This window comes from Neobacillus niacini (genome assembly GCF_046591715.1).
GTDB lineage: Bacteria > Bacillota > Bacilli > Bacillales > Cytobacillaceae > Neobacillus > Neobacillus niacini_L.
The window spans coordinates 257,207-272,665 of record NZ_JAWVNQ010000003.1 but is presented as its reverse complement, the minus strand read 5'-3'; the positions used below and the strand labels follow the sequence as shown (position 1 = coordinate 272,665).

The following is a 15,459-nucleotide window of genomic DNA, read 5'->3' as shown; positions in this document are numbered from 1 at the left end:
AAAAGTAATAAATAATAGACAGAATCCCAAAAGGATACTGCCTATTTTTTAGCTTTTTATCCTTTTATATAATTAAAAATACTTTAGCACAACAAAGTCTTTTCCGCAATATTTTATTCGCCATCTGGCGGCTGACGGTAACGATTCCTTGGATGTACTATACTTGGGCGAAGGATTGACCCAGGTATTGCACGGCGGAAAATAATTTGCAGAAATCCCTTTGGTTCAAAGGGAAGGAATGGCCAAAAATACGGTGTATTTAATGTGCGAGTTGTAACTAAATGAATAAACAGAAGCGTTGCACCAATTACGAAGCCTGGTGTATGGAAAATGGCTACAAGTATGATTAGGATCATTCTGCCTATTTTGTTTGCGACGCTTAACTCATAACTTGGAGTCGTGAACGTACCAATACCTGCAACCGCAACGTATAGGATAACCTCTGGAACAAATAAACCAACCTCAATGGCAATCTGCCCAATCAATACGGCTGCAATTAATCCCATAGCTGTCGATAATGGGGTTGGTGTATGTATAGCTGCTATCTTTAAAAATTCGAGCCCAAAATCAGCTAATAATATCTGCACTACGATTGGAATATTCGTTTGTTCATTTGGACCAATAAACGACAGCCTGTCAGGAAGCAAGGACGGTTCTAACACGAACAATAGCCATAAAGGAAGTAATAATATTGAAGTTAGAACCCCTAAAAATCTTGACCAGCGGACAAAGGTGCCCATAACCGGTGCTTCTCGAAACTCCTCAGCATGCTGTACATGATGAAAATAAGTAGTTGGTGCAATGATTACACTTGGAGAGGTATCCACATAAATAATTACATGTCCTTCTAATAGATGTGCCGCAGCAACATCGGCACGCTCTGTATATCTTACTAATGGATACGGATTAAAACCTTGCTTAAGAATAAACTCTTCTATCGTTTTATCGGCCATTGGAATACCATCAATTTTGATTGACTTAAGTTCTTTGCGGAGAATATTAACTAAGTCAGGATCAGCGATATCATTAATGTACCCAATTGCTATATCAGTCTTTGAACGTTCGCCAACCTTCATAATCTCAAATCGGAGCCGCTCATCACGTATTCTTCTTCTTGTAAGGGCAGTATTAATAACAATATTTTCAACAAATCCATCACGCGAACCTCTAACTACTTTCTCAGTATCTGGCTCCATCGGTGAACGGCCGGGGTAGCTCCTGACATCCACTGCAAAAGCAGTATCTGCTCCCTCAACAACGACAACAATTAATCCAGATAGTACCTGTGTAACCATTTCATCAAGTGTTTTTACCGGACTAACAGATTGATTGACGAGGCGATTTTCAACAACCTTAAATAAATCTGCTGATGGTTTTTCATGATCATTAATACGAACTAGTTCTTCAACTGTTTCAATAATAAATTGAGTATCGCATAAACCAGTTATCCAGTAAAAATGAACATCCTTTTTCAATATTTTCAACTTACGGACACCAAAGTCAAAACTTACTCCTAGACCAACTCTCTGTTTCATGTAATGTTCTATTTCTTGAAGTGATTCAGGAATCGGCCAGTTTAGTTCGTTCTCTCTCGTCACGATATCCACTCCTTTCGAGTATTAGCTCTACCGCTTTTTTCGTTATCGGGGCACCGCGTTCATAGTGATCACGCCTTGCCATTTTCCCTACGTCTCCAATTCCAACAATAATTGGAACATCTAATTCATCGAGGCAGTATACGGTATCTCCATTTAATCTTCCAATCTCAAGCTCCGGTATACCGTGTTTGTCTACACCATATGGAGTTAGTTCACCATCCCGATCGATGCTTACATCGATTCTAGTCCACTCTGCCTGATGGGTTTTAGCAGCAACTGCAATAATTCCTAAGACCTCTATATCCTTATGGGTAGCAACATATTTCAACGCTCTTTCTCCTGCGCCTTCACCAACAAGTCCACTATCATCAAACATAACGAATACTGGGTCATTGGCAGCCTTTTTTATTAATTCAACAAGTTCTGGTCCTGTATGCCGGGAGGGATTCCCATAAGACATAGAAATACAACGCCCGCCTACTTCTTTGGCGACACACTCAACTGCTCTCTTTGCATACTCATCACCATCAGTAATTAATATAACCCGCCTCGGAATACTCATTCTAGGATGTCCTTTCATTACTTACTTTAATGATGAACAAAATAGACCCACTGAAAAATTGACCCCGCGATCTTCCCTAAAACAATTGCCATAATTAAGATGATAATCTTCCCATCAATCCCCAGTCTTTTAGCCAGCACTGGAAATACATTTAATACTTCCGTAAGTCCTGCCGCCAGCATTCCGACAAAGACTCCTCCAGCAAATCCTAGGGGCAGCATAAAATAGGGGGACAGCCCCAATATTGGATCTCTTAAGCTTCCTGCACATCCTGATAATGCCCCTATTACAACGGCCCATTCATAGTGCCGGATCATTTTCATTGTCTTTGACAGCTGTGTCAGCCTTGGGATAATTCCAAGTACTGTTAGAAAAGCGACGAACCCTGAACCAACTGCTAAACCACCTGCAAGTCCAATAAACATAACCGTAATGACTTTAATCGTCATTGGCACGTTTCATACTTTCCTTATTTTCGTGAATGATGACATAGTTATCTAAATCTAGTTGATAGTTAAACATCTCTACTTCTAGGGGACTTGGTTCTTCGTTGATTCTTTTTTGAAATACATGGTTAAAGAATAAAATCATCCCAAGACCTAAACCAATGGAATATGGGATTTGAAAAATCCATGGTTTGGAATCTTCTACACCTGTTATTAATTTGTATAACTTTTCTTGAACACTCCGCATACTGACATCGTCATGAAAATTCATGATGGCCATTGCTGAACCGAAAAATAGTAAAAACCATATCAAGAGAAAAATAGGGGTCGACATTTGTTTTTTCTTGAACATTACTTCTACAATTGTTTGTGCTGGTCCAATCGTTTGTACCTCGACATCCTCAATCAAATTTGAGATCATACGAATAACTTTCATGACATCAATGATGATAATATTTTTATCCCTTATAGATACTTGGTGAATCATCATATTTTTCAATTCTGCGATTACAGTTTCTGGTGCAATAACCTGTGCAATATCCATTAAATACACTTTATCATCCGGATTTACCAGAACACGATTCCGCATGCGGATGTAGACTGTTTTTTCCAAAACATTCACTCCCCACACATTGATTTCCTTGTATACCTAGTATGAGCAAAATTTAAATCTTTAGTAAAAAAAGACCGAATGGATCTTTAGAGATCCATTCGGTCTTTCATTTGCTGCAATATCTTTTTTTCAAGCCTTGAAACTTGCACCTGAGAAATTCCCAATCTCACTGCTACTTCTGATTGCGTTTGATCCTTGTAATAACGCAAATAAACAATGAGCCGCTCACGTTCATCCAATTCTCTTATTGCTTCTTTTAAGGCTATCTTGTCAAACCATTTACCCTCATTTCCATCGTCAATCTGATCTAATAAGGTAATAGGATCTCCATCATTTTCATAAACTGTTTCATGAATAGAAGATGGCGTCCGACTTGCCTCCTGAGCGAGAATCACGTCTTCTGGTGATAACTGAAGATGCTCTGAAATCTCGTTCACCGTGGGAATTCTTCCATAAATCTTAGATAATTCATCTTTCGCTTTTCTAATTCGGTTACCCATTTCTTTTAATGAACGGCTTACCTTAACCGTTCCATCATCACGAATAAACCTTTGGATTTCACCAATAATCATTGGAACTGCATAGGTAGAAAATTTCACATCATAAGAAAGATCAAATTTATCTACAGATTTAAGCAATCCAATGCATCCAATTTGAAAAAGATCATCTGGGTCATATCCCCTATTCAGAAACCGCTGGACAACAGACCAAACAAGACGCATATTTTTTTCAGCAATAAGGTCTCTTGCTGCTTGGTCGCCGTCTTGGCTTTTCTTGATCAGTTCCTTCACTTCATGGTCTTTTAAATACGTTTGCGCTTTATCTTTTTTGACCTCCACATCCATTGGCAAGTCTCCTTAATTGCATAGCATTTTGCTTGTGTGTAAATGCTTTTTTAGTCTTACTTCGGTTCCTTTACCTGGCTGTGTGAGAACCTCAACCTCATCCATGAAATTTTCCATGATAGTGAATCCCATACCAGATCTTTCTAAATCTGGTTTAGTTGTAAATAATGGCTGTCGAGCTTCCTCCACATCTACAATACCTAGTCCGACATCTTTAATTGAAATATCTACTAAGTTATCTTCAATGGTCACCTGAATATAAACAACTCCATTAGGATCATTTTCATATCCATGAATAATTGAGTTGGTTACTGCTTCAGAAACAACCGTTTTGATTTCAGTCAGTTCATCCATGGTAGGGTCAAGCTGTGCAATAAAAGCAGCAACCGTGACACGGGCAAATGATTCATTTTGACTTAAAGCACTGAATTGAAGGTTCATTGAATTCTTCACTCAGGCCACCCCCAATCTTTGCAATGCAAACTCTTCAGTCGGCTCAAGCTTAATAATCTTAAACATCCCCGACATATCGAATAAACGTTGTATTGCAGGGGAAATCGCACAAACTACCATTTCACCATGCACCTGCTTAATTTGCTTATACCGCCCTAAAATGACACCTAACCCTGAGCTATCCATAAAAGAAAGCTGTTCTAGATTCAACACTATATGACGAATATTATTTTTTTCAATTGCATTAGCAGCCTGTTCTCTTAATTCGTCCGCTGTATGATGATCGAGTTCACCGCTTAATCTCAAGCATAAAACATCATGTTTTATTTCCATTTCAATGTTAAGACTCACTATCCCTAGCCTCCTTCATCTGGTATAGTGAGTCAATTCGTTGCCGTTAGAGCAATCTCCTTCTACTAAGACAAAACTAGTTGAAATTTGCTAAAAAAAGTTGGTATTCGACAAAAGAAAAGCGGAAGCGCCGGGAGCTGGACATTCATCTACTTCCCAGCTTTTGTGAACATACCAAATGAGCGCTTATAAAGTGTCCACCAGGTTGCTTCTTTCACATTGTTCTTTGCAACTAAATCACTTTTAAGAACTACCTTTCCATCTTTCACAAATTGAATACTTCCAACCTTATCCCCTTTTTTAATTGGAGCATTAAGGTTTTTTTGAAGGGTAACTTTTTGTTTAACATCCTCCGTTTTTTCACCTTTTTTGGTGAGTAAAGAAAGAGGTTCGCTAGTAACTGCTTCTACTCTCTTCTCTTTCCCTTTGTTTACATGGGCATTACCAATTACCTCATTTCGCTTAAACATTGGGTGAGTTTGATACTGAGCGAACGCATAGTTAAGCATCTTAGTCACTTGGGCATTTCTTTCTTTAGAAGTCGGTGCTCCAAAAACTACAGCAATGACACGCATGCCATCCTTTTGTGCGGTTGCGGTTAAACAATATTTTGCTTCAGCGGTAAATCCTGTCTTAAGTCCGTCTACTCCAGGATAAAAGCGAACTAATTTATTGGTATTTACAAGCCAGAATTTTTTATCGGTGTTTTCACGCAAATACGCTTCATATGTTCCAGTGAACTTTGTTATGTCTTCATATTTTAATAGTTCCTTGGCCATAATCGCCATATCATGCGCAGAACTATAATGACCGCTTCCAGGAAGACCTGTAGTATTCTTAAAGGTCGTATTTTTCAAGCCAAGTTCTTTTACTTTGTTATTCATCATGTCAACAAAAGCCTCTTCAGATCCTGCAATTTTCTCGGCCATCGCTACGGATGCATCATTCCCAGAACCAATTGCAATCCCTTGGAGCATTTGCTTAACTGTCATTTCTTCTCCAGGTTCAAGGAAGATTTGCGAACCGCCCATAGAGGCAGCATACTCACTAGTACGGACACTTTCATCCCATTTCAGTTTCCCTTGATCAATGGCCTCCATAATAAGAAGCATGGTCATAATTTTTGTCATGCTTGCAGGCGGGAGCTCTTCATTACTATTTTTCTCATAAAGAATTTGACCAGTATCACGCTCAATTAAAACCGCGGATCTTACATTATCTGTTATATCAGAAGTTGTTTTTTCTTCTGCAGATACTGACGGAATCCATAAACTTGTTAGTAACAAGGCTATTACTAGTAAAGAAATATATCGTTTCATTGCATAACCCTCCATTCTTTATATAGATTCCATTTTTTCCAAATCCAACAACTTTATACAATATTTTCCTAAAGACAGCATAAAAAAGTCCAGGAGTTTTTCCTGGACTTTAAATTACTAGTGTCTATTCAGTTATTTCTTCATGAATTAGAATTGGTGCCTCTACTTTTTCAGAAGAAACAATGATGTTTTCATAAAGCATTTCTTTTACTTCACTTACATCCTCAAAATTACTGTATATCGTTACTAACGATTCACCTTTTTTCACCTGATCACCGATTTTCTTCCTTAAAACAAGTCCTACCGCTAAATCAATGACAGACTCTTTTGTCGCTCTTCCTGCACCTAATTTCATTGCTGCGGTCCCTACTTCATCTGCAACAATCTCAGAAACATAACCATCTTCTTTTGCTTCTAGCTCAAAAGTATATTGTGCTTGCGGCATTTTAGAAGGATCATCAACAATGGATGCATCTCCACCTTGTGAGCTCAAGAAGACCTTAAACTTTTCAAGCGCAGATCCATCTTTAATAACCTTCTCAAGCATTGTGCGTGCTTCAGCTAACGAACTAGCCTTTTCAGCTAAGTAAACCATGTGACTTCCAAGCGTTAAACAAAGCTCTGTTAAGTCCTCGGGACCTTCACCCTTTAAGGTATCAATTGCTTCCTTAACTTCCAATGCATTTCCGATTGCAAACCCAAGCGGCTGACTCATGTCAGAAATAACAGCCATTGTTCGTCTTCCCACATTGTTTCCGATGCCTACCATTGCTTTAGCCAGTTCTCTCGAGTCATCAATCGTCTTCATGAAGGCTCCTGCACCCGTTTTTACATCTAGAACAATCGCATCAGCACCAGCAGCGATTTTTTTACTCATGATTGAGCCAGCAATCAGTGGAATACTGTTAACCGTGGCTGTTACATCTCTTAATGCATATAACTTTTTATCTGCAGGTGTTAAGTTGCCGCTTTGTCCAATAACCGCAATTTTATTTTTATTAACTAAATCAATAAACTCCTCGTTCTCGATTTCAACGTGGAAGCCTTTTACTGCTTCTAATTTATCAATCGTACCGCCGGTATGACCTAACCCGCGCCCAGACATTTTTGCAACTGGAACTCCTAGTGCAGCAACAAGAGGTCCAAGAACTAGTGTTGTTGTATCGCCTACTCCTCCAGTTGAATGCTTATCCACTTTAATTCCTTCAATTTGTGATAAATCAATTTGATCGCCGGATTCAACCATTGCCATCGTTAAATCCGCTCTTTCTTTTTCAGTCATCCCTTGAAAAAAGATTGCCATGGTTAGGGCACTAACCTGGTAGTCTGGTATCGATCCATCTGTATAGCCATTAATAATATATTTTATTTCTTCAGTAGTCAGTTCATGACCATCTCTTTTTTTCTCAATTAAATCAACCATTCTCATACAAATCACCACTTTTATAGGATAATTACAATTTATTTTGCTATACTTCTAACAATTTCTTTTATATATAATAGAAAGTTTGCTTTTACTCTTTCCGTTGTTTCAATTACTTCATCATGTGTTAAAGGCTGGTCAAGAATACCTGCAGCCATATTAGAAATACAGGAAATGCCCAGTACCTTCATTCCGCTGTGACGAGCAACAATCACTTCAGGAACTGTAGACATCCCAACAGCGTCCCCGCCAAGCGTCCGGACCATTCTGACCTCTGCAGGTGTCTCATACACTGGACCAGGATTTCCAAAATAAACGCCTTCCTTAACATTTAGGTTAATTTGTGCAGCAATATCTTTCGCAATTGCCCTTAACTCTTTTGAGTAAGCTTCTGACATATCAGGGAAACGAGCACCTAGCTTTGAATCATTCGGACCGATTAGTGGATTAGTACCCATAAAATTAATATGATCGGTAATAATCATTAAATCTCCCGCCTCAAAGCTTTCGTTTACTCCGCCGGCAGCATTTGTCACAATCAGCATATCTACACCCAGTTCTTTCATAACGCGAACTGGGAAGGTTACTTTATCCATCCCATACCCTTCATAGAAATGGAACCTGCCTTGCATCGCAACCACTTCTACACCATTTAATAGTCCAAATACGAGTTGTCCTGCATGTCCTTCTACCGTTGAAATAGGAAAATCAGGGATTTCGTTATATGGTATTTTAACTGGATTCTCAATTTCATCTGCTAAAACTCCAAGACCAGAGCCTAAGATTAGTCCAACCTGTGGTGTGTTTGAATATTTTCCTTTCAAAAATCCTGCAGCGTTTTGAATCTTTTCTATATTCATCTTCATACCCCTTTAATTCAGTTCTTGTAAAAAGCTTTTTCCGAAATTAGGCATTTTCACTTTAAAGTTATCTGCAACTGTTGCTCCGATATCAGCAAATGTTTCACGGATAGGAAGTTCTTTACCTCCTGCCATTTTCTTGGAATAAACAATTAATGGTACATATTCACGTGTGTGATCCGTCCCAGGTGCCACTGGATCATTTCCGTGGTCCGCTGTTATAATTAACAAATCATCCTCTTTCAGCTTAGAAAACACTTCTGGTAAGCGGGCGTCATAATCTTCCAGCGCTTTTCCATAGCCTTCTGGATCACGGCGATGTCCATATAGTGCATCAAAATCCACTAAATTTAAGAAACTCATCCCCGTAAAATCCATATCTAGTGTTTGTACTAACTTATCCATGCCATCCATATTGGAAATCGTCCTCAGAGACTGAGTAACACCCTCACCGTCATAAATATCTGAGATTTTGCCTATCGCAATGACATCCAAACCTGCATCTTTCATCTCATTCATAACCGTTCTATCAAATGGTTTTAATGCATAGTCATGGCGATTAGCTGTTCTCTTAAAGCTGCCTGGTTCACCTATGAATGGACGAGCAATTACACGGCCAACCATATATTTTTCATCAAGAGTTAATTCACGAGCAAACTTACATATTTTGTATTGTTCTTCAATTGGAATAATATCTTCATGGGCAGCAATTTGCAGCACAGAATCCGCAGAAGTATAAACAATTAAAGCTCCCGTTTTCATATGTTCTTCCCCAAGTTCATCGAGAATTTCCGTTCCACTAGCGGGTTTATTGCCAATAATCTTTCTGCCAGTCTTTTCCTCTAATTGTGAAAGAAGCTCATCTGGAAATCCGTCAGGAAAAACACGGAAAGGTGTTTGTATATTCAAACCCATAATTTCCCAATGTCCTGTCATCGTGTCCTTTCCGTTTGATGCTTCCATCATTTTAGTATAGTACGCTAAGGGATTTACAGCTTTTTCAATTCCCTTTATTTCGCGAATATTGCTTAATCCCAATTTTCCCATATTAGGCATATTTAGACCGTTCATTTTTTCAGCGATATGGCCAAGCGTATCTGCACCTTTATCACCAAACTTTCCTGCATCCGGTGATTCCCCTATCCCAACAGAATCCATCACAATCAAAAATATACGTTTATATGTATTAAATGTCATTCTAGTCTTCCTCCTTTTTCTATAATAGAAATAAAGCTGAAATTAATAAAAATAGATTGCCCTTAATAAAATAGTATTATTTACGCTTTTATAAATCTAACGTCAGAAGTCTGACCTCTATATTTTACTAAACTCTAGTAAAAATACAATAAAAAGCTGACCATAAATTTGGCAGCTTTTCGACATTTTATAAAATTGTTAGTAAACTAGTATCCTATTAAGCTCGAGGGTGGAATTTACTATAGACATCCTTTATCCTTGTCTTGGATAACTGCGTGTATATTTGTGTAGAAGAAATATCAGCATGTCCCAGCATTTCTTGGACTGCTTTTAAATCAGCTCCATTTTGTAAAAGATGTGCTGCAAATGAATGGCGTAGTGTGTGAGGTGTTAATTCATTGACAATTCCCGCTTCATTAGCCAATTTTTTTAGAATCTTCCAAAATCCCTGACGTGACAGCCGCTTTCCATGGTGATTTAAGAACAAAGCACCCACTGCATTATTCTTCATCAGTAAATTTGGTCTTCCATTGTCTAAATATCGTTTTAATGCTTCTGCCGCTGGTCCGCCAACTGGAATAATACGTTCTTTATTGCTATTTCCAATAATTGTAACGAATCCCATTGTTAAATTCACATGTTCTACATCCATTTGAATAAGCTCACTGACACGAATTCCAGTAGCATAAAGAATTTCAAGCATTGCCTTGTCCCTCAATGCAAAATGCCCTTGTCCATTCGATATTTCTAAAAGCTTTTCTACCTCCTCTAAACTTAAAACTTTTGGTATAGACCTTTGTGACTTAGGAATCTCGATGAGGACAGATGGGTCCTCACTGACTGTATGATTACGCAATAAAAATTGATGGTAAGCCCTTATTGATGCCACATGCCTAGCCACAGTTTTTGGAGATTTCCCCTGCTCCTTTAAAAAGTTTAGAAAGTGGACGATATGAACTCTCTGAACATGATTTAAAGTTTCAACTGCTTCAACGTTTTTTAAATAGTGAAGATAGTTATTCAAATCTCGTTCATATGATAGCAGCGTATTCTTCGCCATCCTTTTTTCTACCAGTAGAAACTGCATAAAATTTTTTAAATCCTCATTCATTGTACTACTCCCCATTTAAGTAAAACAAAATCAGCCGATCCAGCCAGACAGGATTTTCATCATTGTTTAGTGTGGAAACCTTTAAGGCAGAGCCTTCTGGTGAGTCATAGCGATGGTAATTTTGATACTCTTCATTTACCCACATAATACCATAATAAAAGAGTATCGTGCATCCGGTGAATATGATGAAAACCTTTAAGGTTTGCAGTACTACTTTAATAAAAGAGAACATTTATCTCTCCCCCAAACATTAAGCCTAGTAAAAGATATGCCAATTTGTCCACCTTTTATACCTAGAGGCACTATTTTAACAAATATATTTATTAGAATCGGTAAACGCAATAAAAAAAGCCCCTTTTAATAAAAAGGACTTTGTCTATTATTCAGCGTTTTCTTCCACTTTTCCTTTATCCAGGCAGCGATAGCAAATACCGTGAAAGGTAAGACGATGATCTTTTATTTTAAAGTTCCATCTTCGTTCCACCACGGCCTCCACATCTTCAAGAAGGTCTTCTTGAATCTCATCAACTGCACCGCATTCAATACAAACAAGATGATGATGAAAATGGGCTGCCCCTTCTTGACGAAGGTCATAACGGGAAACTCCATCGCCGAAGTTAATTTTATCAACAATTTTCAATTCAGTTAATAGCTCGAGTGTACGATATACAGTTGCCAGCCCAATTTCAGGCGACTTTTCCTTAACGAGGAGGTATACATCTTCTGCACTTAAATGATCCTCTTCGTGCTCTAACAATACCCGAACGGTTGCTTCACGTTGAGGTGTTAGCTTATAACTTGACGAATGCAAATGCTTTTTTATTCTCTCAATTCTAGTTTCCATCCCGAAGTCCCTCCCTCGCCGCTGCTATTCTCATTATAACAGATGAGAAAGAGGTGTCAAAATAAAATTATTATAAACTACAGTTTATAATAAATATCAACTAATAAATACTATAAATTAAGTGATCCCATCATTGTTTTCATCAGCCATGGTGATACGTACGCCTCAACTCCTGAGGCAGCAGAAATAAGAACTACAGCCACTATGATAGTGAGAATATAGTTTTTAAAAAACGGTAAAATAGGCTGTCCATATGTCTTAAAGAATTGTTTCTTAATCATTCTCAATGAGAATATTACCGCTAGAGCTGCCATTAAGATGAAAACGGGAATGATAATCAAATTTTGTGGGAGAATGGATACAAATGCAAGTAGAAATCCTTTTAAGCCCAACTGACTGACAAGGAAACCAACTGTAAAACCTACTACCAATCCTTTAATAAATAAGAGGATCAGGATAACTGGCAGTCCAATTATTGAGATTCCTAGAATCCAAATCAGCCCAATGAACTTGCTGTTATGAAGAAAACTTTGAGCAAATAACTCATTATTTTCTGCAACTTTTCCATTTAGAATTTGACCAAAGAACTGTGATAAATAATAAAATAAATCTTCCTTCTGGGTAATGCTCATGCTATTTACCACTATTGCTCCAAAAATGACACCCATTAAAAATAAAATGACAATAAATAAAAAAATTGAGGAATGCTCACGGAAATAACTAGCGGCATCGTTCTGGTACAATCGTTTCTTCATCTGCAGTCCCTCCTACTTCTCCTAATCAGTTATTACATTTTATGCCTTTCTAGTATTTCTATGACGATAAATTAATAGATTTTCATTTTCTTGAGTTTTAGGGGTATATTCATTCTCCGTTAGCATACAAAAAACTGGCAGATTTGGTGCTCTGCCAGATTTGTGATTGAATATATTATTTTAGTCTGCAATTTTTCCGTATTTTCCGCCGCCGCCGGCTGCCAAATTCACCTTACCTTCTCTTGCTTTCATAATTAATTCAGCAATTTTAGCAGGAACCACTTCTTTCAATGCCTGAGAGGGAACTTCATGCAATATGGCCATTTCAGAACCAAAATGATTGACGAGTTTTTCGAGAATTTTCGGTCCCAGTCCTGGTATAAAATCTAACGGGACCTGATGAATATAAGGCGGACGTCCTTCTGGACTCCCTTGTGCCGACCTCAACTCACGTATTCTGTCGGCTACCCCTTTTACAATTTGATTTTTTCCACACTGTGTACATATTTGGTCTTCCTTACCTGCTGGATGCAGGCATTTTGCACAGACAGTTTTGTGGTACTTGCCTAGGAGCGGGTCTAAACCATAATTTGCAACAATTTTTCTTCCCTGTTCTGTTTTCAACGCCATTCCCAATTCTTTAAATGATGGTTCTTTCATTACCATTACTTGATACTCGCGAGCAATTTTTGCCAAAGAGTGGGCATCGGAATTAGTCACAAAGGTATAGTTATGTAACTCCTTTATCTGGTCGGCCATCTCTGTATTTGAACTTAACCCCAGTTCAATTCCATCGATTAAGTCAGGATTGAATACTTCTGTTAAAGATCTATGAACCCCCTTGCCATAAAGGCTCTTAAAAGGTGTAAACACATGCGCAGGAATAAATAATCCGCCTAGTTCTTTTACTTTTTTTTGTAACTCGAGACCCGATGCATAAATTCGCTGCGAACTTAATTGGACATTTTTCAAGTGATGAGACAGCCAGTTCGAAAACTCTCTCATAATCGCGATAGTCGGAAAATAGCATAGTACATGTATGGGACCATTGCATTGGTCATCATAGATTTCTAATTCTGAACCAGGAATAACGGTTAAATCTCCGTAAGCCAAACCGCCATCATGATGTTCAATAATGTCTCCACTTGCTGCCAGGCTTTCCATTTCAAGGATTACTTCTGGTGAATGGCTATCAATAATACCAATCATATTCAGACCTTTTTCATGTCTGGCATGCTCGATGATATTTGAAAACGTTAATGATTTTGCACCTGTTATTTTAACAGGCTTACCCGTCCAGGTTCTTCCGATATGAATATGTAAATCTACATAATAGAAATTCATTTTTTTCCTAATGCCTCTTGCAGCTGTAAGTATTGAACGGCATAGGCCGTTTTAGCATCATAAATTTTTTGTTCTTTTATATATTGAATGGCTTCATCAAGAGTTAATTCCTCAATGTTCACAAATTCATCCTCATCAAGTGCGGCCGCATTTTCTTTCTTTGTTAATCCCTTAGCAACATATAAATGAACAATCTCATCTGCAAATCCAGGAGATGTATAGAATGAGATGAGCAGGTCCAAACTTTCACATTCGTACCCTGTTTCTTCTTCTAATTCCCGACGGGCACAAAGAGCAGGTTCTTCGCCTTTTTCTAACTTCCCTGCTGGTATTTCTACAATCGTAGTTTCAAGTGCTTTACGAAATTGCTCGACCATAACAATTTTTTTATCATCTGTGATGGCCAAAATTGCGACTGCACCTGGATGCTTAATAATCTCTCTTTTTGAGTGCTTTCCATTTGGAAGCTCAACATCCTGAAGTTGAAGGCTAATGACTTTGCCTGAGAAAATTTCTTCGCTATGTATGGTTTTTTCAAAAAGATTACCCACTATGTCAACTCCTGTTCTATTTCTGATTATTTTGCTCATACATTTTACCATACATTGTTTTTGGGGGTATGGAATGAAGGTATATGTGCATGAGAAGGGAATTATTCTCGTTGGGAAGGGCTGGGAAATCGTCCAAAAGCTAAAGGAATACAATAAAGAGTATTCTACCGTTGCCGAATGGCTGGAAAAAGTCGCTCCTAAATAGCCTTTTACATTTGTAGTCTTCCCCGTACTTTCGTAAAATTATAGAAAAGAACGGGGTGAATGATATGAAAAAGAGAAAACTGGGAAATTCAGAATTATGGGTTACGGAGTTAGGCTTAGGGTGCATGTCAATTGGTACAGAAGAAAAAGCTGCTAGAGCTATTATAGAGGCTGCATTGGAAGAGGGCATTAATTATTTTGATACAGCAGATTTATATGATTTCGGTGAAAATGAAAAAATCGTCGGGGATGCTTTAAAGGGTGTTCGTGAAAAAGTAATTCTTGCGACAAAGGTTGGGAACCGCTGGAAATCTGATAAATCAGGCTGGTCATGGGACCCATCCAAATCGTACATAAAAGAAGCAGTCAAACAAAGTTTAAAACGGCTGGGTACAGACTACATTGACCTCTATCAGCTGCATGGCGGCACCATTGAAGATCGGATTGATGAAACGATAGATGCATTTGAAGAATTAAAGTCAGAGGGATTTATCCGGTATTATGGAATTTCATCGATTCGGCCAAACGTCATTCGTGAGTATGTTCAAAAGTCCAATCTTATTTCTGTCATGATGCAGTATAGCATTTTAGACAGACGTCCTGAAGAAGAGTCATTACCTTTCTTGCATGAGCATGGAATTAGCGTTGTGACCAGAGGTCCACTCGCAAAGGGGTTACTTAGTGATAAAATGCTAGAAAAGGTTTCCGAAAAAGGATATCAAGACTATAGTGAACAAGAGCTGCTTGATGTCCTGCCTCCACTAAAGGACAGGCTGGCATCAGATCGTTCTTTTAGCGAAATAGCACTTCAATATAATTTGGCACATCCTGCTGTCGCTTCTGTAATTGCTGGGGCCAGCAGTCCCGAACAAGTAAGAATTAATGCAAGCTCAGTCAGAAGCCAGCCCTTAACTGAACAAGAAGTTACCATTATCAAGGGGTTATCAAAGGCTGGAATTTATAAAGAACATCGATAAAAATAG

The 15,459-nt window shown here is 38.3% G+C and carries 19 protein-coding genes; 2 read left to right on the top strand and 17 right to left on the bottom strand.

Going from position 1 to position 15,459, the window contains the following annotated elements; all coding sequences use genetic code 11:
- Positions 1-113: 113 nt before the first annotated feature.
- The 17 genes from SFC47_RS11215 to SFC47_RS11135 form a co-directional block, all read right to left on the bottom strand.
- Positions 114-1,598, bottom strand: coding sequence for a spore germination protein (locus tag SFC47_RS11215; protein ID WP_411254358.1), 1,485 nt, complete (start codon positions 1,596-1,598; stop codon positions 114-116).
- The gene (gene spoVAEA / locus SFC47_RS11210; RefSeq protein WP_411254357.1) at positions 1,561-2,160 is read right to left on the bottom strand and encodes a stage V sporulation protein SpoVABEA; all 600 of its coding nucleotides are present in this window, start codon (positions 2,158-2,160) and stop codon (positions 1,561-1,563) included. Before spoVAEA ends, SFC47_RS11215 begins: the two co-directional genes overlap by 38 nt.
- A gap of 26 nt (positions 2,161-2,186) precedes the next feature.
- Positions 2,187-2,609, bottom strand: coding sequence for a stage V sporulation protein AB (locus SFC47_RS11205; protein WP_411254356.1), 423 nt, complete (start codon positions 2,607-2,609; stop codon positions 2,187-2,189).
- Complete coding sequence (locus tag SFC47_RS11200) at positions 2,599-3,219, bottom strand: stage V sporulation protein AA (RefSeq protein WP_411254355.1); 621 nt, start codon at positions 3,217-3,219, stop codon at positions 2,599-2,601. The genes SFC47_RS11205 and SFC47_RS11200 overlap by 11 nt, the downstream gene beginning before the upstream one ends.
- 86 nt (positions 3,220-3,305) lie before the next feature.
- Complete coding sequence (gene sigF / locus SFC47_RS11195) at positions 3,306-4,064, bottom strand: RNA polymerase sporulation sigma factor SigF (protein WP_411254354.1); 759 nt, start codon at positions 4,062-4,064, stop codon at positions 3,306-3,308.
- 12 nt (positions 4,065-4,076) lie between these two features.
- Complete coding sequence (spoIIAB, locus tag SFC47_RS11190) at positions 4,077-4,517, bottom strand: anti-sigma F factor (protein ID WP_411254353.1); 441 nt, start codon at positions 4,515-4,517, stop codon at positions 4,077-4,079.
- The gene (spoIIAA, locus tag SFC47_RS11185) at positions 4,518-4,868 is read right to left on the bottom strand and encodes an anti-sigma F factor antagonist (protein ID WP_411254352.1); all 351 of its coding nucleotides are present in this window, start codon (positions 4,866-4,868) and stop codon (positions 4,518-4,520) included.
- 149 nt (positions 4,869-5,017) lie between these two features.
- Complete coding sequence (locus tag SFC47_RS11180) at positions 5,018-6,187, bottom strand: D-alanyl-D-alanine carboxypeptidase family protein (RefSeq protein ID WP_411254351.1); 1,170 nt, start codon at positions 6,185-6,187, stop codon at positions 5,018-5,020.
- Positions 6,188-6,311: 124 nt separating this feature from the next.
- Entirely contained in the window at positions 6,312-7,616 is a 1,305-nt protein-coding gene (locus SFC47_RS11175; RefSeq protein WP_411254350.1) for a pyrimidine-nucleoside phosphorylase, read from the bottom strand.
- A gap of 32 nt (positions 7,617-7,648) precedes the next feature.
- On the bottom strand, positions 7,649-8,470 hold the full coding sequence (locus tag SFC47_RS11170) for a purine-nucleoside phosphorylase (protein ID WP_411254349.1): 822 nt from the start codon (positions 8,468-8,470) through the stop codon (positions 7,649-7,651).
- Between the two features lie 12 nt (positions 8,471-8,482).
- The gene (gene deoB / locus SFC47_RS11165; RefSeq protein WP_411254348.1) at positions 8,483-9,667 is read right to left on the bottom strand and encodes a phosphopentomutase; all 1,185 of its coding nucleotides are present in this window, start codon (positions 9,665-9,667) and stop codon (positions 8,483-8,485) included.
- Positions 9,668-9,884: 217 nt separating this feature from the next.
- Entirely contained in the window at positions 9,885-10,778 is an 894-nt protein-coding gene (gene xerD, locus SFC47_RS11160; RefSeq protein ID WP_411254347.1) for a site-specific tyrosine recombinase XerD, read from the bottom strand.
- Between the two features lie 4 nt (positions 10,779-10,782).
- Positions 10,783-11,010 carry a YqzK family protein gene (locus SFC47_RS11155; protein WP_411254346.1) on the bottom strand — a complete coding sequence of 76 codons (228 nt, stop codon included), beginning with the start codon at positions 11,008-11,010 and terminating at the stop codon, positions 10,783-10,785.
- 147 nt (positions 11,011-11,157) lie between these two features.
- Complete coding sequence (gene fur / locus SFC47_RS11150; RefSeq protein WP_411254345.1) at positions 11,158-11,622, bottom strand: ferric iron uptake transcriptional regulator; 465 nt, start codon at positions 11,620-11,622, stop codon at positions 11,158-11,160.
- 110 nt (positions 11,623-11,732) lie between these two features.
- Positions 11,733-12,377 (bottom strand): stage II sporulation protein M, encoded by a 645-nt coding sequence (gene spoIIM, locus SFC47_RS11145; protein ID WP_411254344.1) that lies wholly within the window; start codon positions 12,375-12,377, stop codon positions 11,733-11,735.
- Positions 12,378-12,557: 180 nt separating this feature from the next.
- A complete protein-coding gene (locus tag SFC47_RS11140; protein WP_411254343.1) occupies positions 12,558-13,721 on the bottom strand; it encodes an endonuclease Q family protein in 1,164 nt (387 codons plus the stop codon).
- Positions 13,718-14,272, bottom strand: coding sequence for an NUDIX hydrolase (locus SFC47_RS11135; protein ID WP_411254342.1), 555 nt, complete (start codon positions 14,270-14,272; stop codon positions 13,718-13,720). Before SFC47_RS11135 ends, SFC47_RS11140 begins: the two co-directional genes overlap by 4 nt.
- Positions 14,273-14,345: 73 nt before the next feature.
- Between SFC47_RS11135 and mciZ the strand changes: the two genes are divergently transcribed.
- Both mciZ and SFC47_RS11125 read left to right on the top strand, forming a co-directional pair.
- Positions 14,346-14,477, top strand: a complete 132-nt coding sequence (mciZ, locus tag SFC47_RS11130) for a Z-ring formation inhibitor MciZ (RefSeq protein WP_411254341.1) — start codon at positions 14,346-14,348, stop codon at positions 14,475-14,477.
- A gap of 64 nt (positions 14,478-14,541) precedes the next feature.
- A complete protein-coding gene (locus SFC47_RS11125; RefSeq protein ID WP_411254340.1) occupies positions 14,542-15,453 on the top strand; it encodes an aldo/keto reductase in 912 nt (303 codons plus the stop codon).
- The last annotated feature ends 6 nt before the right edge of the window (positions 15,454-15,459 follow it).